27 protein-coding genes are annotated in these 24948 nt (G+C 71.4%); 10 read left to right on the forward strand and 17 right to left on the reverse strand.

Annotation, left to right across the window (positions count from 1 at the left end):
- Nucleotides 1-22: 22 nt before the first annotated feature.
- The 4 genes from BJ979_RS15725 to BJ979_RS15740 form a co-directional block, all read right to left on the reverse strand.
- Nucleotides 23-745 (reverse strand): hypothetical protein, encoded by a 723-nt coding sequence (locus BJ979_RS15725; protein WP_179569346.1) that lies wholly within the window; start codon nt 743-745, stop codon nt 23-25.
- Between the two features lie 141 nt (nt 746-886).
- Complete coding sequence (locus BJ979_RS15730; RefSeq protein ID WP_179569348.1) at nt 887-2407, reverse strand: MFS transporter; 1521 nt, start codon at nt 2405-2407, stop codon at nt 887-889.
- Nucleotides 2408-2502: 95 nt separating this feature from the next.
- Entirely contained in the window at nt 2503-4119 is a 1617-nt protein-coding gene (locus tag BJ979_RS15735) for a DUF7059 domain-containing protein (RefSeq protein ID WP_179569350.1), read from the reverse strand.
- A gap of 35 nt (nt 4120-4154) precedes the next feature.
- Nucleotides 4155-4529, reverse strand: coding sequence for a VOC family protein (locus BJ979_RS15740; protein WP_179569352.1), 375 nt, complete (start codon nt 4527-4529; stop codon nt 4155-4157).
- A 163-nt stretch (nt 4530-4692) separates the two neighbouring features.
- On the opposite strand from BJ979_RS15740, the gene BJ979_RS15745 reads away from it, so the two are divergent.
- The 3 genes from BJ979_RS15745 (at nt 4693) to BJ979_RS15755 (ending at nt 6570) form a co-directional block, all read left to right on the forward strand.
- On the forward strand, nt 4693-5325 hold the full coding sequence (locus tag BJ979_RS15745; RefSeq protein ID WP_179569354.1) for a TetR/AcrR family transcriptional regulator: 633 nt from the start codon (nt 4693-4695) through the stop codon (nt 5323-5325).
- 104 nt (nt 5326-5429) lie between these two features.
- Complete coding sequence (locus BJ979_RS15750) at nt 5430-5918, forward strand: FBP domain-containing protein (protein WP_179569356.1); 489 nt, start codon at nt 5430-5432, stop codon at nt 5916-5918.
- A 130-nt stretch (nt 5919-6048) separates the two neighbouring features.
- Nucleotides 6049-6570, forward strand: coding sequence for a pyridoxamine 5'-phosphate oxidase family protein (locus BJ979_RS15755; protein ID WP_179569358.1), 522 nt, complete (start codon nt 6049-6051; stop codon nt 6568-6570).
- Nucleotides 6571-6598: 28 nt separating this feature from the next.
- On the opposite strand, the gene BJ979_RS15760 is transcribed toward BJ979_RS15755, so the two are convergent.
- Both BJ979_RS15760 and BJ979_RS15765 read right to left on the reverse strand, forming a co-directional pair.
- The gene (locus BJ979_RS15760; protein WP_179569360.1) at nt 6599-7099 is read right to left on the reverse strand and encodes an SRPBCC family protein; all 501 of its coding nucleotides are present in this window, start codon (nt 7097-7099) and stop codon (nt 6599-6601) included.
- A 22-nt stretch (nt 7100-7121) separates the two neighbouring features.
- A complete protein-coding gene (locus tag BJ979_RS15765; protein ID WP_179569362.1) occupies nt 7122-7295 on the reverse strand; it encodes a hypothetical protein in 174 nt (57 codons plus the stop codon).
- A gap of 100 nt (nt 7296-7395) precedes the next feature.
- On the opposite strand from BJ979_RS15765, the gene BJ979_RS15770 reads away from it, so the two are divergent.
- On the forward strand, nt 7396-7827 hold the full coding sequence (locus tag BJ979_RS15770) for a YdeI/OmpD-associated family protein (protein WP_179569364.1): 432 nt from the start codon (nt 7396-7398) through the stop codon (nt 7825-7827).
- Nucleotides 7828-7853: 26 nt separating this feature from the next.
- Here BJ979_RS15770 and BJ979_RS15775 read toward each other — a convergent pair whose 3' ends face one another.
- Nucleotides 7854-8372, reverse strand: a complete 519-nt coding sequence (locus tag BJ979_RS15775) for a GNAT family N-acetyltransferase (protein ID WP_179569366.1) — start codon at nt 8370-8372, stop codon at nt 7854-7856.
- Nucleotides 8373-8513: 141 nt separating this feature from the next.
- On the reverse strand, nt 8514-9890 hold the full coding sequence (locus tag BJ979_RS15780) for a glucose-6-phosphate dehydrogenase (protein WP_179569368.1): 1377 nt from the start codon (nt 9888-9890) through the stop codon (nt 8514-8516).
- A gap of 186 nt (nt 9891-10076) precedes the next feature.
- On the opposite strand from BJ979_RS15780, the gene BJ979_RS15785 reads away from it, so the two are divergent.
- Nucleotides 10077-10499, forward strand: coding sequence for an organic hydroperoxide resistance protein (locus BJ979_RS15785; protein WP_179569370.1), 423 nt, complete (start codon nt 10077-10079; stop codon nt 10497-10499).
- A gap of 20 nt (nt 10500-10519) precedes the next feature.
- Here the strand turns inward: BJ979_RS15785 and BJ979_RS15790 are convergent, their stop codons facing one another.
- Together BJ979_RS15790 and BJ979_RS15795 are read right to left on the reverse strand one after the other, a co-directional pair.
- The gene (locus tag BJ979_RS15790; RefSeq protein WP_179569372.1) at nt 10520-12127 is read right to left on the reverse strand and encodes a sensor histidine kinase; all 1608 of its coding nucleotides are present in this window, start codon (nt 12125-12127) and stop codon (nt 10520-10522) included.
- Nucleotides 12124-12861, reverse strand: a complete 738-nt coding sequence (locus BJ979_RS15795; protein ID WP_179569374.1) for a response regulator transcription factor — start codon at nt 12859-12861, stop codon at nt 12124-12126. The genes BJ979_RS15790 and BJ979_RS15795 overlap by 4 nt, the downstream gene beginning before the upstream one ends.
- Nucleotides 12862-13071: 210 nt before the next feature.
- Between BJ979_RS15795 and BJ979_RS15800 the strand changes: the two genes are divergently transcribed.
- The gene (locus BJ979_RS15800) at nt 13072-13284 is read left to right on the forward strand and encodes an antitoxin (RefSeq protein ID WP_179569376.1); all 213 of its coding nucleotides are present in this window, start codon (nt 13072-13074) and stop codon (nt 13282-13284) included.
- Nucleotides 13285-13399: 115 nt separating this feature from the next.
- Here BJ979_RS15800 and BJ979_RS15805 read toward each other — a convergent pair whose 3' ends face one another.
- Genes BJ979_RS15805 through BJ979_RS15815 form a run of 3 tightly spaced genes read right to left on the reverse strand, consistent with a single transcriptional unit; the run spans nt 13400 to nt 15641 of the window.
- Complete coding sequence (locus tag BJ979_RS15805; RefSeq protein ID WP_343046741.1) at nt 13400-14152, reverse strand: alpha/beta hydrolase; 753 nt, start codon at nt 14150-14152, stop codon at nt 13400-13402.
- 26 nt (nt 14153-14178) lie between these two features.
- A complete protein-coding gene (locus tag BJ979_RS15810; RefSeq protein WP_179569378.1) occupies nt 14179-14817 on the reverse strand; it encodes an NAD(P)-dependent oxidoreductase in 639 nt (212 codons plus the stop codon).
- 56 nt (nt 14818-14873) lie between these two features.
- The gene (locus tag BJ979_RS15815; RefSeq protein WP_179569380.1) at nt 14874-15641 is read right to left on the reverse strand and encodes a PadR family transcriptional regulator; all 768 of its coding nucleotides are present in this window, start codon (nt 15639-15641) and stop codon (nt 14874-14876) included.
- A gap of 215 nt (nt 15642-15856) precedes the next feature.
- On the opposite strand from BJ979_RS15815, the gene BJ979_RS15820 reads away from it, so the two are divergent.
- Nucleotides 15857-16867 carry an NYN domain-containing protein gene (locus BJ979_RS15820; protein ID WP_179569382.1) on the forward strand — a complete coding sequence of 337 codons (1011 nt, stop codon included), beginning with the start codon at nt 15857-15859 and terminating at the stop codon, nt 16865-16867.
- An 83-nt stretch (nt 16868-16950) separates the two neighbouring features.
- A complete protein-coding gene (locus BJ979_RS15825) occupies nt 16951-18198 on the forward strand; it encodes a hypothetical protein (protein WP_179569384.1) in 1248 nt (415 codons plus the stop codon).
- A 189-nt stretch (nt 18199-18387) separates the two neighbouring features.
- On the opposite strand, the gene gatB is transcribed toward BJ979_RS15825, so the two are convergent.
- Entirely contained in the window at nt 18388-19902 is a 1515-nt protein-coding gene (gatB, locus tag BJ979_RS15830) for an Asp-tRNA(Asn)/Glu-tRNA(Gln) amidotransferase subunit GatB (RefSeq protein WP_179569386.1), read from the reverse strand.
- Nucleotides 19903-19980: 78 nt separating this feature from the next.
- Here gatB and BJ979_RS15835 point away from each other — a divergent pair, with 78 nt between their 5' ends.
- A complete protein-coding gene (locus tag BJ979_RS15835; protein WP_179569388.1) occupies nt 19981-20325 on the forward strand; it encodes a hypothetical protein in 345 nt (114 codons plus the stop codon).
- 107 nt (nt 20326-20432) lie between these two features.
- Here the strand turns inward: BJ979_RS15835 and gatA are convergent, their stop codons facing one another.
- The gene (gene gatA, locus BJ979_RS15840) at nt 20433-21941 is read right to left on the reverse strand and encodes an Asp-tRNA(Asn)/Glu-tRNA(Gln) amidotransferase subunit GatA (RefSeq protein WP_179569390.1); all 1509 of its coding nucleotides are present in this window, start codon (nt 21939-21941) and stop codon (nt 20433-20435) included.
- The gene (gene gatC / locus BJ979_RS15845) at nt 21938-22237 is read right to left on the reverse strand and encodes an Asp-tRNA(Asn)/Glu-tRNA(Gln) amidotransferase subunit GatC (RefSeq protein ID WP_179569392.1); all 300 of its coding nucleotides are present in this window, start codon (nt 22235-22237) and stop codon (nt 21938-21940) included. Before gatC ends, gatA begins: the two co-directional genes overlap by 4 nt.
- 219 nt (nt 22238-22456) lie before the next feature.
- Between gatC and BJ979_RS15850 the strand changes: the two genes are divergently transcribed.
- On the forward strand, nt 22457-23092 hold the full coding sequence (locus BJ979_RS15850) for an META domain-containing protein (RefSeq protein WP_179569394.1): 636 nt from the start codon (nt 22457-22459) through the stop codon (nt 23090-23092).
- Between the two features lie 82 nt (nt 23093-23174).
- Here BJ979_RS15850 and BJ979_RS15855 read toward each other — a convergent pair whose 3' ends face one another.
- Nucleotides 23175-24905: a hypothetical protein gene (locus BJ979_RS15855; RefSeq protein ID WP_179569396.1), complete on the reverse strand. Its 1731-nt coding sequence runs from the start codon at nt 24903-24905 to the stop codon at nt 23175-23177.
- Nucleotides 24906-24948 lie beyond the last annotated feature (43 nt).

Genomic DNA, 24948 nt, shown 5'->3' on the forward strand with positions numbered 1-24948 from the left:
CAGGGGCCCGGAGTCGTGCGGGTCAGAACCCGAAGTCTCCGAAGTCGCCGCCGAAGTCGCCTCCGCCGAAGTCGCCTCCGCCGAAGTCCCCTCCGGCGTCGGCGCCGGCGGCCTCGGTGGTGCCGGCGTCTGCCCCGGCATCAGAACCGGAGTCCGCTCCGGGGTCGCCGGAGTCGGCGCCGCCGTCAGCCGCCTGGTCGGCGCCGCCGTCCCACGGCAGGAACGCGCTGACCAGCGCGGAGCCGATGACGTAACCGGCCACGGTTCCCAGCAGCGAGCTGCCGATCATCGCGCCGATGCCGGGGCCGCGCTGCTGGCCGTAGCCCTGCTGCTGCGAGGCGGCGCCGGCGGTGCCCGGTGCGACCGCGCCGCTCTGGCCCGCGAAGGCGTTGCCCGACATGATGCGCTCCATGCTGCCGGGCTGGCGGAACTCGGCGCGGGTGGCCGAGCGGGCGAGTGTGGCCGGCTCGCTCGACAGCGGGCGCTCGCCCGTGCCGGCGCCGCGGCTCAGCTCCTCGTAGATCATGGCGCGCTGCTCGTCGCTCAGCTGCGCGAAGGCCTCGCGGTGCACCTGCTCGATCGTCTCCGGCGGCGCCGTTCGCAGCAGGTAGCGGTAGCGCTCGATCGCGATCTCGTCATCCGTGCGCTGCTCGGGCTGGCGCGGGCGGGTCGCAGTGTCGGTCCGTCGGGGTGCGCTGTCGGTCGCGGTGTCGTCGCCGCCGAACAGCCGGTCCAGAAATCCCATCGGTCGTTCCTCCTCTAGAGCACCCACGCTAGGCAGAGGGGCTGGGGGCGTTCTGTGCCGAGCCTGGGATCCTGCGGGGATGCGGTGGGAGTGGGCTGGGCGGCGCACCCCGGTCGAGGGTCGCGCCGCCGGGTCGGCTGCTCAGCTCGGGCGCTCCTCCTTCGCCTCCTCCTCGTGGATGAGGGTCAGCGGGTCGGTGACCGATTCGAGCTGCTTGCGTTCGGCATCCACGCCGAAGATGAAGGTGACGATGCCGCCGACCAGCATGATCGCCGAGCCGAGGAAGTAGCCGATCGTGATCGGGCCGCGGTCGGAGCCGTCGCCGATCATGGCGCCGTAGATCAGCGGCGCGAGCGAGCCGAAGATCTGCGCGATCGAGAAGAAGTACGAGATCGCCTGGCTGCGCACCTCGAGCGGGAAGATCTCGCTCACCGTGAGATAGGCCGCCGACGCGCCGGCCGAGGCGAGGAAGAAGGCCGCGCACCAGAAGATCGTCTGCGTCACGGCGTTGAGCACGTCGGCCTGGAACAGCGCTGCCGACACCGCGAGGATCACGCCCGAGCCGCCGTAGGTGACCAGCACCATCTTGCGGCGGCCGACGCTGTCGAAGAGCCGGCCGAGCACGAGCGGGCCGACGAGGTTGCCGATCGCGAAGGGGAAGAAGTAGTAGCCGGTCTGCGACTTGTCGACGTCGTAGAAGTTCTGCAGCGCGAGCGCGTAGCTGAAGAAGATCGCGTTGTAGAGGAACGACTGGGTGATCATCATCGTCGCTCCGACGAGCGTGCGCTTCGGGTACATCTTGAAGAAGACCTTGGCGAGGATGTGCGCGGGCACCCGCTCCTGCGGGCTCAGTTCGATCGCGCGGTCGTCGCCGATCTTCTCCAGCGTGTGACCCGAGGCCTCGACATCCTTCTCGATCTGGTCGACGGTCGCCTCGGCCTCCTTCTCGTAGCCGTGCGTGATCTGCCAGCGGGGGCTCTCGGGGATGTGCCGGCGCAGATAGATGATGATCAGCCCGAGCACGGGGCCGATGAAGAACGAGATGCGCCAGCCCCAGTTGTCGACCCAGTCGGAGCCGAACAGCCCGCTGTTGAGGAAGAGCAGGTTGGCCGCGGCGCCGAGCGCCGCACCGCCCCAGTAGGTGCCGTTGATCGCGATGTCGACGTGGCCGCGGTAGTGCGAGGGGATGAGCTCGTCGATCGCCGAGTTGATGGCCGCGTACTCGCCGCCGATGCCGGCGCCCGCGACGAAGCGGCACACCCAGAGCAGGATGATGCTGACCCAGTTGTTGTCGAAGTGCGGCACCGCTCCCGCGAGGGCGCTGCCGACGAGGTAGATCGCCAGGGTGAGGATGAACAGCTTCTTGCGGCCGAGACGGTCGGAGAGGCGACCGAAGACGAGCGCGCCGACGACCTGACCGACGAGGTAGACGGTTCCGGTCGCGCCGATCTGCGCCGAATCCATGCCGAACTCGGTCGCGAAGCCGTTCTGCGAGACGATCTGGATCTCGAGGCCGTCGAGGATCCACGAGATCCCCAGTCCGACGACGATCATCCAGTGGAACTTCGCCCACGGAAGCCGGTCGAGCCGGGCGGGGACGAGACTTCGGATCGTCCCCCGCTTCTTCTCCGCAGAGGGCTGGGGATCGATCGCGTCGCTCATCGAAGCTCGTCCTTCCCGTCCGGGTGAAGGGCGCCCGGGCGACGGCCGCGACGTTACTCCCGGCTCGGACGCCGGTGTGAGGTCGTCTCAGGCTCTCAGGGAACGACCAGTCCACCGCGCACGAGCTCGAGCGTCTCGGCACGGATCTCGTCGAGCACGGCGCGCTCGTCGAGCTCGAGCAGCTGCGCGATCGCCGAGGCGATCACCCCGAGCGCGAGCTCGCCGTCGTAGGCGCCCACCGCCGCCGCGACCGCGGGCGAGACCCGCAGCGTGCGGGCGAAGCCGCCGCCCTGGCGCAGCACGAGCGCCGAGGGCGACTCCTCGCCGGGCCAGTGGCTGCGCTCCTCGGTCACGTCGGGGGCGACGCGGAAGGCGTGGCCGTCGATGCCGTCGGGGCCGAGCGCGACGAGTGCGTCGTGCGCGGCGAGCACGGTCGAGAGGTGCGGCCCGAGCCCGGCGGGGTTCTCGCCGAGCGCCTCGGGGATGCGCTCGACGCGGGCGAGCGGGGCGCGATCGGATGCCGCCGTTCCGCTCGCGACCTCGAGCGCGTCGTCGGCCGGGCGCCGCAGCAGCACGTAGCCGAAGCCCACCGCCTCCACGCCGCGGTCGGCGAAGTCGTCGAGCCAGGCCCCGAGCAGGGCCTCCCACTCGGCACTGCCCGGCTTCGTGCCGCCGTCGCGGATCCAGGTCTCGGCGTAGCGGGCAGGATCGGCCTGCTCGCGCTCGATGATCCAGTGCTCGAGGCCGGCGTCGCGGGCCCAGGCGGCGGCGCGGTCGAGACCGTCGGCGTCATCGACCTGGTCCGGGGCGGAGCCAGTCTCGCTGCGGTACTCCCAGTTGCCGAGCAGCTGGGCGATGCCGCCGGGCTCGAGGTGCTCGGCGGCGCCGGTCACGACCGCCGCGACCAGCGCATCCCCCACCATGCCGCCGTCGCGGTACTCGTATTCGGGCACACCCGCGCGACGCGGGGTGATGACGAACGGCGGATTGGAGACGATGCGATCGAAGCGCTCCCCCGCGACCGGCTCGTAGAGGCTGCCGAGTCGGAACTCGATCGTGTCGACGCCGTTGAGCGCGGCATTGAGCCGGCCGAAGTCGAGGGCACGGGCGCTGATGTCGGTCGCGACGACGCGGTCGGCGAAGCGGCTGGCATGCAGGGCCTGGATGCCGCAGCCGGTTCCGAGGTCGAGCACGCTGCGGGCGCGGTCGGGCAGCATGAGTCCGCTCAGCGTGGCCGAGGCGCCGCCGATGCCGAGCACGTGGTCGGTGCGCAGGGCGCGTCCGGTGGCGAGCTCGCCGAGGTCGCTCGCGATCCACCAGGCGGCGACGCCGATCGCGTCGACGACGGAGTAGGGGCGCAGGTCGATCGTGCCGCGCACGAGATCCGCCGCCTCGGCGTCGATCGCGTCGCCGGTTGCGGCTCCGGCGGTCGGAGCGGGTTCGAGCAGCCCCTGTGCGAGCGCCGTGTCGAGTCCGGTGGTGGGCAGCGCACCGGTCGCCTCGGCGCGCGACACCGCATCGCCGAGCACGAACAGCCGGGCCAGGATCGCGGCCGGCTCGGTGCGGCCGGCGAGCGCCCGCAGCGCGGGCACGCGGTCGGCCCGCTGCAGGGCGTCGTCGGCGACGTCACCCCAGAGTCCGCGCAGCCGGTCGACGGTGTAGACCGCCTGGTCGAGGTCGCGGCGCAGGTCATCGGCGAGGTCGAGGAGCACGCATTCATTCTCCCGCGCCGCGAGCCGCGGCGACGTCAGTCGGCGATGACCGAGAACACGTTGCCGAAGGGGTCCTCGAACCAGGCGATGTCGGGCCCGTGGCCGCGCATCGCGCCGTCGGCGTCCTGCGGCATCGCGTCGTAGCGCAGCGGCTCGAGTCCCTCGTCGGCGAGCTCGCGGATCGCGGCGGCGACGTCGGGAACCTCGAGGTTCAGCACCGTGTAGGTCGCCGGCTCGTGGTTCTCCTTGGGGTAGAGGATGACGGTCGCGCCGCCCGGCAGGGTGAGCTGCGAGATGCCGCCCATCCCTCCGTCGACGATGTCGAGCCCGAGCACGCGGCCGTAGAAGTCGCGGGCGCGTTCGGGGTCGGAGACCGAGAATCCGGTGAAGGCGCCGGTGGTGGTCAGCATGGGCCGTTCCTCTCCGTCAGAATCGCCGCGAGGATGTCGATGCATCCGCATGAGACACGGCGTCATGTGTACGCTGTCAACAATGACACCCGGGTCATCATCTGTCGAGAGCTCCACCCCGTCAGAGCGCCCGGCGCGCGCTGAGCGCGGCACGAGGAGGACCATGGCCAGCACCGCACCCCGGGCCACCTACCGTCACGGCGACCTGCGTCAGGCTCTGGTGGATGCCGGCTTCGCCATGGCGCGCGAGTCGGGGCCGGACGCGGTCGTGCTGCGCGAGGCCACCCGCCGTGCCGGCGTCTCCCCCAACGCCGCCTACCGCCACTTCGCCGACCGCACCGCGCTGGTGCAGGCCGTCAGCGATGCCGCGCTCGGCGCCGTCGCCGAGGCGATCGAGGAGGAGTGGGAGCGCATCGCGCGGGCCGGCGACGCCGCCGCCGACGCGCACGCCGAGCTCGAGGCGGTGGGCGTCGGCTACCTGCGGTTCGCCCGCGACGAACCCGGGCTCTTCCGCGCCGCCTTCACGGTGCCCCGCGACCTGCGCTCGGCGCTGAGCCCCGACAAGGCCGGCCCGCGCGGACGCACGCCCTTCGAGCTGCTGGGTATCGCCCTCGACGACCTCGTCGCCGCGGGCGAGCTGCCCGCCGAGCGCCGCCCCGGCGCCGAGCTGCTCGCCTGGTCGGCCGTGCACGGCCTCGCGATGCTCGCGCTCGAGGGTCCGCTGCACGACCTCGATCCCGAGCTCGCCCGCCAGACCGGCCGCCGGGTGATCGCGATGGTCGACCGCGGGCTCTGAGCCGCGCATCCTCGTCGTCCGCGGATCGGGCGCAGAACCCCGATCCGCTCGCGGCCGACAGCGCTCGGCGGCCGCGCACCCGCGGGCGTAGGCTCGTCGGCACCATGCAGCCGCTGACCGAGACCGAGATCCGCGAATCGATGGTGAACGCCCCCGCGGGCGAGGCCGACCGCATGCCCCTGCCCGGGCTGCACGAGGTCATCTGGGATGAGCGCGAGTACCTCGGCTGGCGCGACCCGCAGGCGCCGCAACGCGGCTACGTCGTGTTCTGGCGCGACGGCGCGCCCATCGGGCTCACCCTGCGCGCCTCGGAATCGCAGCTCGCGCACGGCTCGGCCATGTGCTCGCTGTGCCAGACGCTGCAGCCGGCCGGGCAGGTGCGGATGTTCTCGGCCCGTCGCGCCGGCGACGCGGGCGATCGCGGCAACTCGGTCGGCACCTACATCTGCTCCGACCTGGCCTGCTCGACGCTGATCCGGCTGCGCGCCCCGGGCACCGAGCTCGACCACTCGCCGGCTGAGATCATCCAGCACCGCGCCGACGGCCTCACCCAGCGACTGGCCCGGTTCACCGAGAAGGTCGTCGCGGCCTGACCCCGCGGGGCGCGACGCCGAACGCCCCGCCGCCGGCGCGGACCACGCCTCCTGGATGCGCGACCCGCGTCACCTGAACGCCCGCAGTCAGTGACCGCGCCCGCCGCGCTGCCGGTGCGAGCGTGACGGCATGAGCGATCAGACCAGCACCCCCGACCCGTCCGACGACCTCGCGACGGTGCGCCGCATCCTCACCTCCGCCCGCACCGCGACCGTCACCTCGCGCGCGGCGTCGGGTGCGCTGCACAGCCGCCCGCTCGCGCTTCTCGAGCACGGCGTCGACGGCACCGAGAACTTCGAGGGCACGCTCTGGTTCTTCACCGCCGACCCGAGCGAGAAGACCGACGAGATCCGTCGGCACCCCGAGGTGAACGTCGCGGTCGGCGACGGCAAGGGCTATCTGTCGCTCAGCGGCAGCGCGAGCATCGACCGCAGCCAGCCCCGCATCGATCTGCTCTGGAACCCCTGGGCCGAGGCCTACTTCGAGGGCGGGCGCGAGGATCCAGCCGTCGCCCTGCTGCGGGTCGACGTCGAGTCGATCGAGTTCTGGGATCTCGACCGACCCGCGCTCACGCGCGTGATCGAGGTCGCCGCGGCGCTCATCGCGAAGCGTCCGCCCGAGGTCGGCGAGAGCCGCACGGTCGAGCTGTAGGCCGGCGCCCGAGCCGCGGCCCGCCGCCTCAGTCGGTCGCGCGGGCCGAGGGCTTCGCGACCACGACGCCCGCCTGCCGGGCGATGGGCGGCAGCACGCTGCGCATGTAGGGCGCCCAGAACAGGCGCACGATGAGGTGCACGATCGCGCCCCGCCACGGCAGCGGCGCGAAGGAGTAGGTCCAGCGGATGCGGGTGCCCTCGCCGTCGTGGGCGAAGATCCACTCCGCGCGGCCGCCGGAGACGAGCGAGCCGAACAGCTTCTGGAACCGGGTGAGCTCGTAGACGTGCCGGCGCGGCGCATCCACCTCGGCGACGGTCTCGATGACCGAGCCGCCGTCGGAGAGATGCAGCCGTCGAGAGGCGCCGACGACATCGAAGGAGTCGGTCTGGTCCGAGACCGAGACGACGGCGGGCAGCGGGCCGAACCTCGGATAGAAGGCGGGCGGGTCGGTCGCGACCGTCGTGGCGAAGACCTCGGCGAGCGGCGCGGCGACGACGATGTCGACCGTCGCGCTCGCCGCCTTCACCGTCGGATTCCGCCGTCCGCGCTCAGTCGAGCTTCTCGAGCAGGTGGAACGGGATGATCAGCGAGATCGCGATCGCCACGAGACCCGAGGCGAAGAGGACGATGTGGAAGGGCTCCGGAACGGCGAAGGCGTACCCGAAGAGGAAGAACGCGCCGACGAACAGCGCGAGACAGATCACGAACGCGAACACCTTCATGGAGGTCAGCCTACCGGCGACGCGGCGCGGCCCGGCGCATTCCCTCGACGAGGCGGATGCGCGAGGATCGGCACGTTCACTTCCCGAGCCAGGAGTCGCCATGACCACCTTCCGCACCACCCTGCTGCAGATCGGCAACAACGTCGGCATCGAGGTTCCCGAGGAGGTCGTGCTCGGCTTCGCCGCCGGCAAGCGGGTGCCGGTGAAGGTCACGCTGAACGGCTTCGACTACGACTCGACGATCGCCGTCATGGGCGGCAAGTACCTGATCCCGGTGTCGGCGGCGATCCGCAAGTCGGCCGGCGTCGCGGGCGGAGAAGAGCACGACGTCACCCTCGAGCACGTCGCCGGCGAGCGCACGGTCGAGGTGCCCGCCGAGCTGGCCGCGGCTCTCGAGACCGCCGGGTCGCGCGCCGCCTTCGATGCGCTGTCCTACTCGGCGCGCAAGGAGCACGCCCGCTCGGTCGGCGAGGCGAAGGCCGAGGCGACGCGCGAGCGCCGCATCCAGAAGGTGCTCGACAGCCTGAGCTGACGGGCCGACCGGATGGGTCGGACGGGTCAGCCGCGCAGCCGCACCCACTCGACAGTGGCGCGACCGACCTCGGGATCGAGCGGCTCGATCACCCCGACGCGCTCGAAGCCAGCGCGCAGCAGGGTCGACGGCGAGGCCTCGTCGTCGACGCGCGTGTGGGCCTCGATGCGGGTGATCGCCGGGTCCTCGAAGCCGATGCGGCAGAGCGCGTCGACGAGTGGGGCGCCGAGGCCGCGGCCGCGGAACTCCTCGGCGAGCTCGTAGCTCACATCGAGGGCGCCGGGCTTCTCGCTGCGCAGGCCGCCGTCGCCGATGAGACGACCGGTCTCGGCCTCGATCGCCCAGTACATCCACCGCGCCGCGGCCTCGGGCGCGCGCTGCAGCGCGTTCGCGACCCAGAGGAACGCGTTCACGTCGGAGGGCCAGCCCTCGGGCAGGGGCGATCGCAGCGCCTCCGCGAGCTGGTCAGGATCCCGGAAGTACGCATCGAGCTGATCCAGGGTCGCGGGTTCGAGACGAACCCGACCCTCCACGATGTCGGCCATCGCCGCCATGTTCCTCTGCGGCCGCGAGGGCGGTCAAGCACCCCGAGCGGGGTTCAGGGGCGGTGCTGAGGTAGCGACGGCGCCGTCGCGCGAGTCCGGCGGTCGGGCGGAGAGCGCCGGCGCGGATGCAGACTCCGCGGCTCAGACGATCGGCTTGTCCCAGCCGCGCGGCCCCGCCGATCCGGCCGCATAGCTCTGCAGCGGCACCTCGTTGCGGCTCCACGCGTCGAGCACGGGGCCGACGATGCGCCAGCACTGCTCGGCCACATCGCCGCGCACCGACAGCGTCGGGTCGCCCTCGATGAGCTCGGCCAGCACCTCGCCGTAGGCGCTGAGCTCGTTGGCCGGGAACTCGGTGCGCAGCGTCTCCCACTCGAGGTCGAAGGGGTCGTCGTGCCCGTTCGTCGCGAGGTCGAGTTCGAGCACGGCGGGCTTGATGCCGACGCGGATGCGGGCCGTGCGCTTCGGGCCCGACAGTCCGTTCGGCAGGTGCGGCACGTCGCGCAGCGTGAAGACGACCTCCTGCCGCCCGGTGCCGAGGGCCTTGCCCGAGCGGAGCGTGAACGGCACGCCGGCCCAGCGCCAGGTGTCGATCGCGACCGTCAGCTCGGCCAGCGTCTCGGTGCGACGGGCCGCGACGACGCCGGCCTCATCGCTGTAGTCGGGCAGGTCGCGGCCGTCGATCCGGCCGGCGGTGTAGCGCCCGCGCCGGCTCGCGGTGCCGTCGGCCTTCCACGGTCGCGTCGCCCGCAGCACCTGCGCCATCGCGCCGCGCAGATCCTCCGACTCGACCGACGACGGCGGCTCCATCGCGGCGAGCGCGAGCACGAGCAGCAGGTGGCTCTGGATCATGTCGCGGGCGGCGCCGGCGCGGTCGTAGTAGCCGGCACGCCCTTCGAGGCCGAGCGCCTCATCCGCGACGATGTCGACGCGCTCGATGTTCTGCGACGACAGCAGCGGCTCGAGCAGGCGGTTGGCGAAGCGCAGCCCGATGAGGTTGAGCACGGTCGACTTGCCGAGGAAGTGGTCGACGCGAAAGACCTGCTCTTCGGGCACGAGCGTCTCGAGCAGCCGGTTGAGCCGGCGGGCGCTCGCGTAGTCGGAGGCGAAGGGCTTCTCGAGCGCCAGCACGAGTCCCGCGGGCCGATCGACGTCACGCAGCGCCGCGCAGGCCTTCTCGGCGACCGCCGGCGGCAGCGCGAAATAGAGCGCGGTGCGTCCCGTCGCAGCGGCGAGCGCACGGCTCAGATCGTCGGCGCTGGTCGCGTCGCCGACGAGGTAGCGCGAGGACTTCGCGATGCGCGTCGCCCGCGGCCCGGCGTCCGCGCCGAACGCCGTCGCCACCCGCTTCTGCCAGGTGGCGTCGTCGAGCTCGGCGCGGTCGACGCCGATCAGGGTGAGGTCGCGGCCTCGCGAGGAGTCGAGCAGCGAGGCGAGTCCGGGCAGCAGCAGGCGGGAAGCGAGGTCGCCGCCCGCGCCGAGCACGATCAGGGTGTCGATGGGCGGGGTCGAGGCCATGGTCGCGACGCTACTCCGCGGGCCCGAGCGGATGCGGGGCTCGCGGCGCGCATCCATCTGAGAGCTCGCTCGGTCGCCGCCTCCCGACACCGCGCGGTCGGCGGCACGTCACCGGAGGTGGATACGGTGGACGGCGGTGCGCGCCCCGTCGCGCCCTCCCCCGCACCACCCAGGAAGGACCTCCGCATGAACCCCATCTACACCGCCGTCGCCACCAGTCTCGGCGACGGACGCAACGGCAGCGCCGCCACGAGCGACGGCAGCCTGCAGGTCGAGCTCGCCGTTCCGGTCGAGATGGGCGGCCCCGGCGGTGCGACCAACCCCGAGCAGCTCTTCGCGCTCGGCTACGCGGCCTGCTTCCACTCGGCTCTCAAGGGCCAGGGCAAGACCCTCGGCATCCCCGTCGAGGATTCGGCCGTGACCGCCGAGGTCGGCATCGGCAAGCTCGAGAACGGCGGCTTCGGCCTGGCCGTCACGCTGCGCATCGAGCTCGGCGGCGTCTCGATCGAGGATGCCCGCAAGGTCGCCGAGGCCGCGCACCAGGTGTGCCCCTACTCGAACGCGACGCGCGGCAACGTCGAGGTCAAACTCGACGTCGAGGTCGGCTGACCGCCGCCGGCACGACGCTCTCAGGAGGTCGCGGACGAGGAGTCCGCGGCCTCCTTCGTCGTCTCTGGGGCGGTCTGCGCCGTCTCCGGCTGCGTGGCCGTCTCCGGCTGCGTGAGCGGCAGACGCACCTCGAACACGGTCGCGCCGGGCTCGCTCACGACCGTGACCGAGCCGTGGTGCGCATCCACGACGGCCTGCACGATCGACAGCCCGAGGCCCGTGCTGCCCGCGACGCGCGAGCGCGAGTCGTCGCCGCGCACGAAGCGCCCGAAGAGCTTCGGCTGCAGGTCAGCGGGGATGCCGGGGCCGTCGTCGCCGACGCGCAGCACCGCCTCATCCCCCTCGCTGAGCACCTCGACCGTGACGGTCGTGCCGGCGGGCGTGTGAGTGCGCGCGTTCGCGAGCAGGTTGACGACGACCTGGTGCAGGCGGCCGGGGTCGCCGATCAGCTCGACCTCGCCCTCCTCGGGCAGCTCGAGCAGCCAGCGATGGTCGGGCGCCGTCACGTGCGCATCGGCGAGCGAGTCGGCGACGATCATGCCGAGGCCGACCTCCTCGCGGCGCAGCATGCCGCCCGAGTCGAGGCGGGCGAGCAGCAGCAGGTCTTCGACGAGGCTCGTCATACGCACCGACTCCGACTCGATGCGGTCGAGCGAGCGGCTCACGTCGGGCGGCAGGTCGCCGGGCACCCGCTGCGAGAGCTCCGCATAGCCGCGGATCGACGCAAGCGGGGTGCGCAGCTCGTGGCTCGCGTCGGCGACGAAGCGCGTCAGCCGCTCCTCGCTCGCCTGGCGAGCGCGCAGCGCATCCTCGACGTGGCTCAGCATGGTGTTGAAGGCGCTGCCGACCTGGCCGACCTCGGTGCGCGCATCCGTGTCGCCCTCGGGCACGCGCTCGCGGATCTCGGCCTCGCCCGCGAGCGGCAGCTCGGCCACCCGCTTCGCCGTCGCCGCGACGCGACCGAGCGGACGCAGCGCGAGCCGCACGATGATCGTGCCGGCCACCGCGGCGAGCAGCAGCGCGGCGAGGGTCACGAGCACGAAGATGAGCGTCAGATCGAGGGTCGTCTTGGTCACCTCGTCCTGCGACTGCGCCACGATGAGCCGCACGCCGTCGCGCGAGCGCTCGGCCGCCCGGAACTCGCCCAGCCCGGAGAGCTGCACGCTGGAGGGATGCGTCGCCGACAGCCCCGCGTCGACGAGCGACTGCACCTGCGCGATTGTGAGGGTCTTCTGCACGCCGTCGTCGCCGACGTACTCGGCGCGCACGATCACGTCGTCGAGGATCAGCACGGTCAGGTTGCCGACCCGGCGCTGCGGCCCGGAGTCGTTCTCCGACTCGCCGGACCCGCTGCCCGAGCCGTCGGAGCCGCTCGATCCCGAGCCCGACTGGCCCGAGCCGTCCGACCCGCTCGATCCCGAGCCGGATCCGCTTCCCGGATTCGACGGCACGACGACCGGCCCCCCGCCGAAGCTCAGCGAGGCGACCACCTGCTCGTCGAGACGCGTGAGCAGGTTCTGCCGCAGCGCGACCACGCTGATCGTGCCGACGACGATCGCCAGCACCGCCAGCAGCGCGACGATGCCGACGACCAGGCGTCGCCGCAGCGACCAGGGCGCGCGCGTCATCCGGCGGCGGGTTTGATCGTGTAGCCCACGCCGCGCACCGTGTGGATCATGGGCTCGCCGAGGGTGTCGATCTTCTTGCGCAGGTAGGAGATGTAGAGCTCGACGATGCTCGAGCGGCCGCCGTAGTCATAGCTCCAGACGCGGTCGATGATCTGGGCCTTGCTGAGCACCCGGCGCGGGTTGCGCATGAGGAAGCGCAGCAGTTCGAACTCGGTCGCGGTGAGCTGGATCGCGGTGCCGCCGCGGCTCACGTCGTAGGTCTCCTCGTTGAGCGTGAGGTCGCCGACGCGCAGCTCGACCTCGTCGTCGCCGCCGACCTTGACGCTGCGGCGGATCAGGCCGCGCAGCCGGGCGACGACCTCCTCGAGGCTGAAGGGCTTCGTCACGTAGTCGTCGCCGCCGGCGGTGAGGCCCGCGATGCGGTCATCCACGCCGTCCTTCGCGGTGAGGAACAGCACCGGGCAGTCGTTGCCGTCGTCGCGCAGGCGGCGCAGCACCTCGAGGCCGTCGATGCCCGGCATCATCACGTCGAGCACGATCACGTCGGGGCCGAACTCGCGCGCCACGCGAAGGGCGTCGTGGCCGTTGTCGGCCACCTTCGTCTCCCAGCCCTCGGTGCGCAGGGCCATGCGCAGCAGATCGGAGAGGGAGGCCTCGTCGTCGACCACGAGGGCGCGGACGGGGCTCCCGTCGAGACGGACGAAGGGAGCGGGGCGGGATGCGACGGCGGGCATGGGCATAGGCAACCCCCGAACCCTATGCGCCGACTGTGAGCGGGGCCGGGAGTCGCCCAGTGGCGCGTCGGCGCCGGGTCGGCGCCGGGTCGGTGCCGGGTCGATGCGCGGTCTGCGCACGCTCTGCCGAGTCTTCACGTGACGGGGGTCTTGTGAGCGCCCGGATGCGGCGGGAGCATGAGCACACCATCCACCGATGAGAGGTCAGTCATGAGCGGTCTGGACGACATCACCAAGAAGGCCCAGGAGTTCCTCGGCAGCGACGACGTGAAGAACGCGCTGAAGAGCGAGCAGGCCGAGGACATCAGCGACAAGGTGCTCGACGGCGTCGCCGACACCGTCAACAAGGTCACCGGCGACAAGTTCAAGGAGCAGGTCGACGGGGCTCGCGACGCGGCCGACAAGGCCATCGGCACCGAGTGAGCCGAACGAGGTGAACGAAGAAGGGGCCCGACGTCGCGTCGGGCCCCTTCGTCGTTCCCCGGTGCGCGGTGCGGCGCGCGGCGGCGCGCCGCGAGCACGCACCGGCACGCCCCGCTCAGCGAGAGAGCGGCAGCCAGTCGAGCACGCGCGGGATCTCCGCATCCCAGAAGCCCCATTCGTGCTCACCGGGCCGCAGGTTCCGCTCGATCGGCACGCCGAGCACCTCGGCCTGCGCGAGGAACGCGAGGTTCTCCTCGACGAGGTAGTCCTGCTCGCCGCAGGCGAGGTAGAGCGCCGGCAGCTCGGCCACGGGAGTGCGGCCGAGCAGGTGCAGCACGTCCTCGTCGGTGTCGGTCGCATCCGCTTCGCCGAGCACGGTGTGCCGCAGCTCGCGCAGCTCGTCCGGCCACTCGGGCGTCGGCATCCGTCGCGCCCAGCCGAGCGCGCCGGACAGGCTCGCGGCGGCGGCGAAGCGCTCGGGATGCCGCAGCGCCAGCTTGAACGCGCCGTAGCCGCCCATCGAGAGCCCGGCCACGAAGGTCGTCTCCCTCGACCGGTTCAGGTTGAGCATCCCGCCGAGCCGCTCGGGCAGCTCGTCGGCGATCCAGGTCCACCAGCGCAGGCCGTGCGCCTCGTCGGTGTAGAAGCTGCGCCCGCCCGAGGGCATCACGACCGCGATGCCGTGCTGCTCGGCGTAGCGCTCGATGCCGGTCCAGCGCGTCCAGGCGGTGCCGTCGTCGCCCAGGCCGTGCAGCAGGTAGAGGGTCGGGTACCCGCCCGCGGGCGGCGGGGTCTCGGGCAGGGTCACGACGACCTCGGTCTGCATCTGCAGAGCCGGGGCGCCGAGGTGGATGTCGAGAACGGCCACGCTGTCGTCTCCCGTCTTCCGGTGAGTCAGTACCCGACAGTGAAGCGGGCGCGGTGGTGCGCGGGCTTCTCGAGCTCGTCGACGAAGGCGATCGCGTAGTCCTCGCCGCCGATCGTCGATTTCCCGTCCGCGTCCACGACCAGGTCGTCCTCGGCCGTGCGGTACGCGCCGGTGCGCTCGCCGCGCGCCCACGCGCCGTACTCGGCGGCGGGGCTGAGGAAGAACCAGTCGACGCCGGTGTCGGCGGCGCGCAGGGTCTCGAGCACGGTGATGAGCGCGGTGGCCTCGGGCTTCCACTCCTCGGGGAAGCCGTCGTCGATCACGAGCGGGCCGTCGGGACGGGTGCGCAGCGCGGCGGCCCCGCCGACGATGCCGAGTCGCGCGTTCGCGGCTTCGGCCGCCGCGACCAGGATGGGCAGCACCTCGGGCAGGTCGCCGCCCTCCATCTGTCCACGGGTGGCGCTGACGATCGCATCCACCCCCTGCGTCACGGTGGCGATCGTCGTGGCGTCGTGCACGTCTCCCGCGACGACGCTGACGCCCTCGGGCGTCTCGGCGTCGAGCGTGCGACGCGCGAGCCCGATGACCTCGTGCCCGCGGGCGACGAGCTCGCGGGCGATGTTCGATCCGGTGTACCCGGTGATTCCCAGAACGGCGACCTTCATGCCTCCACGCTATGCCGCAGGGCGGGGCGTGGAGGGGGAAGGCCGCCGGGTTCGGATCACTCGGCCAGGATCAGGTAGAGCGCGCGGCGGGCCTCGTCGAGCTTCTCGGCGGCGGCCTTGCGCTGCGCCTCGCTGGCGCCGTGGTGGAACTGGCCGATCACGCCCATGAGCTTGCCGATGCTCTCGCCGAGCTCCTGCATCGACTCGGTCGGGCGCGGGGTGCGCTCCCAGGCCGCGTCGACCTGCTCCTGGTTCTCGGCCAGGTAGGCGCGGCCGGCGTCGCTGAGTTCGTACTCGGTGCCGCGGCCCTCGCCGCGTGCCACGATGAGCTCCTCGTCGACGAGCTGCTGCAGGGTCGGGTACACCGATCCCGGGCTCGCGCGCCAGGCGCCGTCGGTCTTCTCGGCGATGGCCTTCATGAGGCCGTAGCCGTTGTTCGGGCCGTCGGCGAGCAGCGAGATGATCGCCGAGCGCACGTCGCCCTTGCCGCGGCGACCGCGACGACCGCCGAAGCCGGGGCCGCCGGGGAATCCGGGGCCGAAACCGGCGCCGGGTCCGAATCCGCCGGGGCCGAAGCCTCCGCCGAAGGGGCCGCCGGCCGGGAAGCCCGTGCCGATGCCGCGGTTGTAGTCACGCGGGCCGCGACCGCGACCGCCGTGACCGTGGGCCTCGTGCTCGTGCGGCTCGTTGTCACGGCCGTGGTGCGCGCGGGCGTCGTGCGGGAGGGAGCCGAACCGGGCGCGGTGCGCCTCGGGTCCGAAGCGTCGGCCGCCGCGGCGACCGAAGGGGATGCCCTCTGCGGGGCTGAAGTGTGCGCGAGTCATGCGTCCACGTCCTTTCGATGATGTCTTTCGACGTTGTGACCTACGAGCTGTCTCGTAAGTTCTACGATGCGTCAACGATATATCGTTAAGAACATTCCCGCAAGAGGCATCTCCACTGGGCCGGCGGCGGTGCCGTCGCCGCCGGGCGCAGCCGACGGCCTCGCCGCCGCGTCCGCGCCCACCGTCCCGTCACCGCCCGTCGCTAGGCTCGCGACATGGCCGATCCCTCCAGTCCCCGCGTCGCCGTCTACATCGACTTCGACAACATCGTCATGTCGAACTACGACCGCACCTTCCGGCCGGAGGGACGCGAGGCCTGGCGCCGCGACAACGCCCGCGCGCACGTCATGGGATCGGCGAGCGTCGTCGGCGGCAAGCTCAAGCAGGCCGAGGTCGACCTTGGCGCGATCCTCGACTACGGCTCGTCCTTCGGACCGGTCGTGCTCTCGCGCGCCTACGCCGACTGGTCGGTTCCGGCGAACGCCAGCTACTACGCGCAGCTCACCGACCGGGCGATCGACCTGACCCAGCTCTTCCAGTCGTCGAGCGGCAAGAACGGCGCCGACATCCGACTGTCGGTGGATGTCGTGGAAGACCTCTTCCGTCTACCCGACGTCACGCACGTGGTGATCGTCGCCGGCGACTCCGACTACGTCGCCCTCGCCCAGCGCGCCCGCCGTCTCGGCCGCACCGTGATCGGCGTCGGCGTCGGCGGATCGACCGGCGCGGCCCTGATCAAGGCCTGCGACGTCTTCACGCTCTACGAAGACCTGCCGGGCCTGCTCGACGACGAGATCGACGACGAGGATGACGACGAGGAGGAGTCGGCTCCTGCCGCCGCGACGGCCTCCCGCGCTGCCGCCCCGGTCGCCGCGACGACCACCGGCACCGGCATCGCCCGCGAGGACATCGCGTCCTCGACCGGTGACGCCGCCGACGGTGACGGCGGTCGCGCCGCGACGCCGCGCATGTCGAAGGCCGCCGCATCCAAGCTGCTCGTACGCGCCATGCAGCTCGTCGCCGAGAAGGACGACGAGGAGTGGCTGACGCCCAGCGAGGTGAAGACGCAGATGCTGCGCCTCAACTCGGCGTTCCGCGAGCGCTCGCTCGGCTACGAGAGCTTCGGCGACTTCCTCACCTCACGCCAGGGCCTCGTCGAGATCAAGCCCAAGACCCAGCCCAACGAGCGCCGCCTCAAGCTCCGCCCGCACACCCGCGGGGAGTAGCGGGACAGACTGCACGCCCCCACTTCTGGCTACTAGCGACGAATGCTCTGATTTGGAATCATGATTCCCCATCATCGTTCGAAGTGGAGCTGGAAGTGCCGGAAACCGCCGACGAAAGCGCGGTGCTCGCGCAAGCCTCACCGCCCGCGGAAGTTACTTTCGCGCGAATCGGAATAGCGATCCTCAACCTCCCGGCCGTCGAGCCTGCGGGCACAAATCAGCATCATTCGCTGCCCGATCCCGAGACTGTTTACGCCCGGGTGGTCGATCGCCTCAATGCCGATTCGCGCGTCTCGGAGGTTCGAGCGCCGAGCGCAAGCTCGAACAAGTTCCGATCATTGGCGTTCTCGGCGATGCGAACTACGACATCGTCGCTGTCAGCCGAGCCAGCCCCACCTCACCAACACGTCCACGCGCTTTCCTTCCGGGACCCGATCGCATTCTCGGTCAACGTGCCTCGGCGCTTGCAAGCCAGCGCGGACGCTGCACACACCGTTCCAACCGAAAAGTATTGGGCCGCGTGGGACGGCGTCGTGCTATTCATCGGCTGGACTTCGACGGCTCCCAGTCCGTTCGGTTCAGCCGCGGGTCTCTCAGTTCTCGAAGTCCTCCGCGACGCAATCAGGGAAGCGGGGTACTCACTTAGGAGCCAACCCTGCGGCCCTAGTTGCAACTACCCGTTCGCTCACCAGGACCTGTTGGTCGACAGCGCGAGCACTCACTCGGAAGTTCGGCTCGAGGAACTCGACAGATGGACCACTCGCATCAAGACACCGATCGCAGGTGATCGTCTTAGCCTGGCCTCCAACCTCGTGTCTGAGTTCTCCTATCTAGGTAATGTTTTCGCGCATTTGCGAAGCAATGGCCAGGTGGTGCGCCAGTCCGAACGTGCCGCGCGCAAAGATCTCGGAGACCTGCTTCGCCTTCAGTACGAGCGCGCCGCGATCACAGCTATGGATCCGTTGAGGTCGATTCCAGAACGCTGGCGCAAACGGTCTAACTCGAGCGCAACCGCTCGATTGATTGCGGGCTTGTGGCTGCGCCTCGCGTCGCTCGATCAGAACAAGCGGAACTGGGACGCCGATCGTTACCGATACGACCAGAGCGGCACGGAAGGGGACGCACGACTCCTGTTCAGGTCTGAGTTCCCCGATGAAGTGAACGGCATTGAAACGCTAGATATCGATAGCTTGCAAGCGTCATTGGTCCAGATGTCCGCCCAAGCCGACTCACGATCATTGGCTTGGGCCACCGCGGTGGGAGCGCTGGCTGGAGGCGTGCTCGGTGCCGCACTTGGGGCTGTATTTGGAGCCATATCGGGCCAGGGGTGACCAGCTAATTCGCTTGCGGAATCTCAGTCAATCGCGAGTCAGACAATCGCCCTTCCCGGGCGGGATACGAGGACGGGGCTCGGAACTCGACGACTCGATCGCGATCGAAAAGTGACGCGACGACGAGACCGCGGCGCGGGAACGGGTGCGGGGGCTGGATGCGCGCATTCAGCCCCTCACTCGTGTGGCTCAGGCCTGGGCGCGCTCCAGCACGAGCTCGCGCACGCGGGCCGCGTCGGCCTGGCCCTTCATGGCCTTCATGACCGCGCCGATGACGGCGCCGGCGGCCTGCACCTTGCCGTCGCGGATCTTCTCGAGCACGTCGGGCTGGGCGGCGAGCGCCTCGTCGATCGCGGCGATCAGGGGGCCGTCGTCGGAGACGAGCTTGAGTCCGCGCTTCTCGACGACCTCGGCCGCCGAGCCCTCGCCCTCGATGACGCCCTCGATGACCTGGCGGGCGAGCTTGTCGTTGAGGGTCCCGTCGTCGACGAGCGACTGCACCTCGGCGACAGCGGCCGCGGTGATCAGCTCGGCGGGCTCGGCGCCCTTCGTGTTGGCGATGCGGGCGATCTCACCCGTCCACCACTTGCGGGCCTGCGCCGGGGCGACGCCGGCGGCGACCGTGTCCTCGATCTCGGCGAGGAGTCCGCTGTTCTTCACGTCGCGGAACTCGAGCTCGGTGAAGCCCCACTCCTCGAGCAGGCGACGGCGACGCACGGCCGGCGACTCCGGCAGCGCGGCGCGCAGCTGCTCGATCAGCTCGGCCGAGGGCTGCACGGGCAGCAGGTCGGGCTCGGGGAAGTAGCGGTAGTCGTCGGCATCCGACTTCGGGCGCCCCGGCGAGGTCGTGCCCGTGTCCTCGTGCCAGTGGCGGGTCTCCTGCGTGATCGTGCCGCCCTGGGCGAGGATCGCCGCCTGACGCTGGATCTCGTAGCGCACCGCGCGCTCGACGCTGCGCATCGAGTTGACGTTCTTCGTCTCGGTGCGGGTGCCGAGCTTCTCCTGGCCGTGCGGGCGCAGCGACACGTTCGCGTCGCAGCGCAGGTTGCCGAGCTCCATGCGGGCCTCGCTGATGCCGAGGGCGCGCACGATGTCGCGGATCGTCGACACGTAGGCCTTGCCGACCTCGGGCGCGCGACCGGCGGCGCCGAAGATCGGCTTCGTCACGATCTCCACCAGCGGAACGCCGGCGCGGTTGTAGTCGACGAGCGAGAACTCGGCGCCCTGGATGCGGCCGGTCGCGCCGCCGACGTGGGTGAGCTTGCCCGCGTCCTCTTCCATGTGCGCGCGCTCGATCGGCACGGTGAAGACCGTGCCGTCTTCGAGCTCGATGTCGACCGAGCCCTCGAAGGCGATCGGCTCGTCGAACTGGCTGATCTGGTAGTTCTTGGCGAGGTCGGGGTAGAAGTAGTTCTTCCGCGCGAAGCGCGAGCTCTCGGCGATCGAGCAGCCCAGCGCGAGGCCCAGCGAGATCGAGTAGTGCACGGCGGTCTCGTTGACGACCGGGAGCGAGCCCGGGAGTCCGAGATCGACGGGCGTGATCTGCGTGTTGGGCGATGCGCCGTGGTTGCCGGCGAACGCGGGGTTCGGGGCGTCGGAGAACATCTTCGTGCGGGTCGACAGCTCGACGTGCACCTCGAAGCCGAGCACCGGCTCGTAGAGTTCGAGGGCCTTGTCGTAGTCCATGAGTTCGGCGCGGGCCATGCGGACGAGTCTACCGACGCCGCGGTCCCCCCAAATGCTGACTCGACGTCGCATTCGTTTGCATGGGACTGTTCCTGCATGACCTTGCCGGAGGCGTTTCTCACCGTGGTGATCGCCTTCCTCGTCATCGGCGGCGGCATCCTCATCGTGCAGCGCTGGCTGGCCTGGGTCGCCCTGCGCATCGAGCCCTTCGACGGGCAGAAGCTCGACCCGGTCGTCTGGCCGGCGCGCGCCGACCCGCCCCAGGTTCCGACTCCGGAGTCGCTCGCCGCACGCGCGGCCGCCCTCGCCGAGAGCGGCGTCGAGCTGACGACGCTCAGTGCCTCGCTCGCGGCCCGCACCGCCTCGCTCGCCGCCGGCAACGCCCGACTGCGCGACCTGCGCGAGACGCACACCGAGGCCGCGCGCCGCGTCACGTCCTGACGGCTTCGCACCGCTTCGGGTGGCCCCGAGAACGACATCGGCCCCGCGCGGATGCACGGGGCCGAGAGGTCAGAGGCCGAACGCCTCGCTGGAGCAGACGCGGAAGATCAGAGCTTCGGAGCCCGATCGAGCAGCGGCCCGCCCCAGCGGTCGACGAGCAGCGCCTCGAGGGCCGCGCCCACGTGGTACAGCCGCTCGTCGGCGCGAGCCGGCGCCATGAACTGGATGCCGACCGGCAGCCCGTCCTCATCGGCCAGACCCGCCGGCAGCGAGATGCCGGGCACGCCCGCGAGGTTCGCGGGGATCGTGGTGAGGTCGTTGAGGTACATCGACAGCGGGTCGTCGGTCTTCTCGCCGAACTTGAACGCCGTGGTCGGCGCCGAGGGCGAGACCAGCACATCCACCTTCTGGAACGCCGCCGAGAAGTCCTGCTGGATGAGCGTGCGCACCTTCTGCGCGCTGCCGTAGTAGGCGTCGTAGTAGCCGGCCGAGAGCGCGTAGGTGCCGAGGATGATGCGGCGCTTCACCTCGGGGCCGAAGCCCTGCTCGCGGGTCGCGGCCATGACCTGCTCGACCGTGCCGCCGCCCTGCGGGGTGACGCGCAGGCCGAAGCGCACCGAGTCGAACTTGGCCAGGTTGCTCGACGCCTCGGCGGGGAGGATCAGGTAGTAGGCCGAGATCGCGTACTCGAAGTTCGGCGCGGCGACCTCGACGATCTCGGCGCCGTTCTGCTCGAGCAGCTCGAGCGACTCGCGGAAGCGGGCGAGCACGCCGGGCTGGAAGCCCTCGCCGCCGGCGAGCTCCTTCACGACGCCGACCTTGAGGCCCTTGAGCGAGCCCTCCTGGGCGCCGCGGCGGGCGGCCTGCTCGAAGCTCGGCCAGGTGTCGGCGAGCGAGGTCGAGTCGCGCGGGTCGTGGCCGCCGATCACGTCGTGCAGCAGCGCCGCATCCAGCACCGTGCGCGTGACCGGGCCGACCTGGTCGAGCGACGACGCGAGAGCGATGGCGCCGTAGCGCGAGACGCCGCCGTAGGTGGGCTTGACGCCGACCGAGCCGGTGACCGCGGCGGGCTGACGGATCGAGCCGCCCGTGTCGGAGCCGAGGGCGAGCGGCGCCTCGAAGGCGGCGACGGCCGCGGCCGAGCCGCCGCCGGAGCCGCCGGGGATGCGCTCGAGGTCCCACGGGTTGCGGGTCGGGCCGTACGCCGAGTACTCGGTGGAGGAGCCCATCGCGAACTCGTCCATGTTCGTCTTGCCGAGCGGCACGAGGCCGTTCTCGCGGAGCTTGCGCACCGGCGTCGCGTCGTAGGGCGGGATCCAGCCCTCGAGGATGCGGCTGCCGGCGGTCGACGGCATGTCGACCGTGCACAGCACGTCCTTGATCGCGACGGGCACGCCGGCGAGGGTCGGCAGCTGCTCGCCGGCGGCACGGCGGGCGTCGATCGCCTCGGCGGTCGCGATGGCCTGCTCGCTGACGTGCAGGTAGGAGTTGACGCTCGGCTCGACCGCGGCGATGCGGTCGAGGTGCGCGCGGGTGACCTCGGCGCTCGAGACCTCGCCCGCGGCGAGCTTCGCGGCCAGGTCGGCGGCGGTGGCGGTGATCAGCTCGGCGCTCACTGCTCCTCCCCCAGGATCGCGCTGACCTTGAAGCGGTCGGAGGCGTGCTCGGGGGCGCCGGCCAGAGCCTGCGCAGGCGTGAGGGTCTCACCGGGCACGTCGGCGCGGAACACGTTGCTCAGCGGGATCGGGTGGCTGGTCGCCTCGACGTCGGGCGTGGCCACCTCGCTCACCTTGGCGACGTTGTCGACGATCGAACCCAGTTCGCCCGTGAGCTTCTGGATCTCGTCGTCGGTGAGGGCGATGCGGGCGAGGTCGGCCAGGTGGGCCACGACCTCGGGCGTGATTTCAGACATGCGTCTCCGTCGCGCGTGGGCTTCAGGGGGAACCGCACCAGTCTAGGCGGGCGGCGCGGGGTCGCTCGGCGGGGAGGCACGGCGGGTGGCGCGGTAGGTGCTCGGCTGACGGTCGTTCGCGGTCGAGTGATCGGCGAGCAGGCCGTTCGCTCACCCACCCCAACGTTTCCTTTCCGGCGCACGTCGAACAGGATGAGAGGAACGACGAGGAGGGAGACCATGCTCCGGATCACCACAGGACATCGGCTCGGGACGGTGCGCGCGGCTCGCGCGACGAGCGTCGCGGGCGCAGCGGGAGCGGCGGGAGCGGCGCTGCTCGCGCTCGGGCTGCTGAGCGGCTGCGCGAGCGGGAGCTCGGACGGGGCCTCGCCCGGCGCCGGCGGGTCGGGATCGGCGAGCGCGACTCCGGGCGGCGACGGATCGAGCGACTCGGGCGGCTCGGCTGGCTCATCGGCGGGCAGCGACCTGGATGCCGACGTCGCCCAGCTCTGGCTGCTCACCTCGATCACCGACGACCAGGGCACGCTCGCTCCGCCGACCGTCTCGGCGACCCTCGACCTCCGCGAGAGCGGCAAGGTCAGCGGCAACGGCGGCTGCAACGGCTTCGGCGCGGATGTGAAGGTCGGCGACTCGGGCCACGTGACGGTCGGGCCGATCATCTCGACGAAGCGCGCCTGCGCCGAGCAGTCCGCGAACGAGCAGGAGACGCGGTACCTCGCGGCGCTGCAGAGGGCGGATGCCGTGAAGCGCAGCGGTGAGGGGCTCATCGTGTCGGGCGACGGCATCCAGCTCGTCTACGCCCCCGACGCGACCAAGTCGGCCGGGCCGAGCACGGACGGCGCCCAGCCGAACTGATCGCCGCACGATCTCGGTTCCGCCCCGAGATATCGCGCGGCGAAGCCAGGATCGCCGCGCCACCCTGCGGATTCCGGAGGCGTCAGAGGCGCACGACGCGGACGAAGCGGACGGTGAGGTCGTCGGCGGTCGAGGCGACGCCGAGGCGGAGGCGGTGGTCGCCGCCGAGGGCGCCGGCCGGCAGGGTGACGGTCGCCGTCATCCACGCGCCCGAGTCGGTCCGCGGAATGCGGGCGGCCGCCTCGCCCGCCGAGGTCGTGACGGTCACGTCGCCCGAGCCCTCGTCGAGGTAGGTGACTTTGAGCACCGCCGCGTCGGACCCGGCCGCCTGCGCGAAGCGCGCATCCACGTCGAAGACGAAGCCGGTGTCGCCTCCGGCGACGTCGGTCGTGAGGCCCTCCCAAGCGGTGCCGTTGTCCTTCTCGAGCACGTCGCGGTGCACGTCGGCATCGCTGCGGTGCGCGACCGAGCCGGGCTCGTCGACCTGCACGAGCCAGCGCTCGAGGTTGCGGATCCTCCGGTCGATCGCCGTGTCCTCGGCCGTGCGCAGGTCGGCCCAGGCATCCGAGCTCGTGGATGCGGTCTGCCCCATCGACAGCCGCACCCAGTCCCAGTGCTTCGCGAAGCGCGGCAGGTACGAGTCGGCGGGCACCACGTAGATCCAGTTCATGCGCAGCTGCAGCGCCTTGAGGTTCGACTGGCGCACCGCGTAGTAGGGGTCGTCGGTCTCGTAGCCGCAGGCCGTGTAGCACTCGTTCTCGGTCGCGACGATGCGGGTGCCGTCGTGGATGGGCAGGCTCTCGTCGACCACGAGGTGCCCGTCCTCCTGCACACTCGAGCCGTAGGCGGGGGCGTCGCTGAGGTGGAAGTTCGACAGCTCGGTGATGCCGGTGCGGATGCCGAGGCCATCATCCACCGCCTGCTTCGCGAGCAGATCGTCCTTCTTCCCGAACGGGCCCCACGGGTGGTCTTCTCCGGTGAAGACGAGCTTGTGCGCGTCGGGTCCGAAGACCTCGACGAGGTCGGTCCAGGCGTGCGAGTACCAGGAGCTGTACTGCGCCCAGGTCAGGTCGCCCTTCTTCGCGGCGTCGCTGATGATGTCGTAGTCGAACTCGGCCCAGGTGAAGGCGCCGGGCACGTAGACGAAGCGCAGCTTCGGATCGACGGCGAGCCCCTGGTCGCGGAAGAGCGCGCGGTAGGTCGCCAGCAGGTGCGACCACACGCACTCGTTCCAGATCGGCAGGTGGCGCTCGCCGTCGTAGTCAGGGCCGTAGGTCGTGACCTTGCACTCGGCGGCCACGCGCTTCGGCGCCCAGTCCTCGCCGCTCGCGAAGAGCCGCATCCAGTAGCCGCCGTCGCTCGCGCGGGCAGCCTTCAGCTGCGCGTCGAGCGAGGCGAAGTCCATGCCCTGGGCTGTGCCCTTCGCGGAGCCGTCGATCGCGTCGTCGGCCTTCGACGCGACCTGCCGCCAGCTCACGTCGATGCTGCGCACGCCGACGCCCCACTGCGGGCTCGCCTGCTCGCTGAAGAAGCCCGAGTTCGCCGCCGGGCGGGCGCTCGCGGGCAGGCTCCAGTCGTCGCCGGCGCGCACGGTCACCCCGCTGTCGCCGGCGCCGAGGAAGTCGTAGGCCGGACCGCCGTGCACGGTCAGGCCGGTGCCGTGGTCGTCGAGGCCGCTCGTGTCGTCGATGCTCGACTCGGAGGCGCCGGTCTTCGCGGGCGTCGGAGCCGGCCCGCCGGTGCACGCCGCGAGCACGAGGGCAGTCGCGCCGGCGAGCAGGACGACGGCGAGGCGGCCGCGCGAGGAGGTCATGGCGTCAGTCTGCGATCCGGCCGATGACGCGGAGATGACGCAC

Source organism: Schumannella luteola (genome assembly GCF_013408685.1).
Classification (GTDB): Bacteria; Actinomycetota; Actinomycetes; order Actinomycetales; family Microbacteriaceae; genus Schumannella; species Schumannella luteola.

Coding starts and splice junctions, on each gene's coding strand:
- BJ979_RS15815 (WP_179569380.1), bottom strand. CDS start 15,641: ATGACTCGCGCACACTTCAGCCCCGCAGAGGGCATCCCCTTCGGTCGC.
- BJ979_RS15785 (WP_179569370.1), top strand. CDS start 10,077: ATGAACCCCATCTACACCGCCGTCGCCACCAGTCTCGGCGACGGACGC.
- BJ979_RS15810 (WP_179569378.1), bottom strand. CDS start 14,817: ATGAAGGTCGCCGTTCTGGGAATCACCGGGTACACCGGATCGAACATC.
- BJ979_RS15800 (WP_179569376.1), top strand. CDS start 13,072: ATGAGCGGTCTGGACGACATCACCAAGAAGGCCCAGGAGTTCCTCGGC.
- BJ979_RS15780 (WP_179569368.1), bottom strand. CDS start 9,890: ATGGCCTCGACCCCGCCCATCGACACCCTGATCGTGCTCGGCGCGGGC.
- BJ979_RS15750 (WP_179569356.1), top strand. CDS start 5,430: ATGCAGCCGCTGACCGAGACCGAGATCCGCGAATCGATGGTGAACGCC.
- gatC (WP_179569392.1), bottom strand. CDS start 22,237: ATGTCTGAAATCACGCCCGAGGTCGTGGCCCACCTGGCCGACCTCGCC.
- BJ979_RS15820 (WP_179569382.1), top strand. CDS start 15,857: ATGGCCGATCCCTCCAGTCCCCGCGTCGCCGTCTACATCGACTTCGAC.
- BJ979_RS15730 (WP_179569348.1), bottom strand. CDS start 2,407: ATGAGCGACGCGATCGATCCCCAGCCCTCTGCGGAGAAGAAGCGGGGG.
- BJ979_RS15775 (WP_179569366.1), bottom strand. CDS start 8,372: ATGGCCGACATCGTGGAGGGTCGGGTTCGTCTCGAACCCGCGACCCTG.
- gatB (WP_179569386.1), bottom strand. CDS start 19,902: ATGGCCCGCGCCGAACTCATGGACTACGACAAGGCCCTCGAACTCTAC.
- BJ979_RS15835 (WP_179569388.1), top strand. CDS start 19,981: ATGACCTTGCCGGAGGCGTTTCTCACCGTGGTGATCGCCTTCCTCGTC.
- BJ979_RS15855 (WP_179569396.1), bottom strand. CDS start 24,905: ATGACCTCCTCGCGCGGCCGCCTCGCCGTCGTCCTGCTCGCCGGCGCG.
- BJ979_RS15740 (WP_179569352.1), bottom strand. CDS start 4,529: ATGCTGACCACCACCGGCGCCTTCACCGGATTCTCGGTCTCCGACCCC.
- BJ979_RS15765 (WP_179569362.1), bottom strand. CDS start 7,295: ATGAAGGTGTTCGCGTTCGTGATCTGTCTCGCGCTGTTCGTCGGCGCG.
- BJ979_RS15770 (WP_179569364.1), top strand. CDS start 7,396: ATGACCACCTTCCGCACCACCCTGCTGCAGATCGGCAACAACGTCGGC.
- BJ979_RS15745 (WP_179569354.1), top strand. CDS start 4,693: ATGGCCAGCACCGCACCCCGGGCCACCTACCGTCACGGCGACCTGCGT.
- BJ979_RS15850 (WP_179569394.1), top strand. CDS start 22,457: ATGCTCCGGATCACCACAGGACATCGGCTCGGGACGGTGCGCGCGGCT.
- BJ979_RS15755 (WP_179569358.1), top strand. CDS start 6,049: ATGAGCGATCAGACCAGCACCCCCGACCCGTCCGACGACCTCGCGACG.
- BJ979_RS15725 (WP_179569346.1), bottom strand. CDS start 745: ATGGGATTTCTGGACCGGCTGTTCGGCGGCGACGACACCGCGACCGAC.
- BJ979_RS15795 (WP_179569374.1), bottom strand. CDS start 12,861: ATGCCCGCCGTCGCATCCCGCCCCGCTCCCTTCGTCCGTCTCGACGGG.
- BJ979_RS15790 (WP_179569372.1), bottom strand. CDS start 12,127: ATGACGCGCGCGCCCTGGTCGCTGCGGCGACGCCTGGTCGTCGGCATC.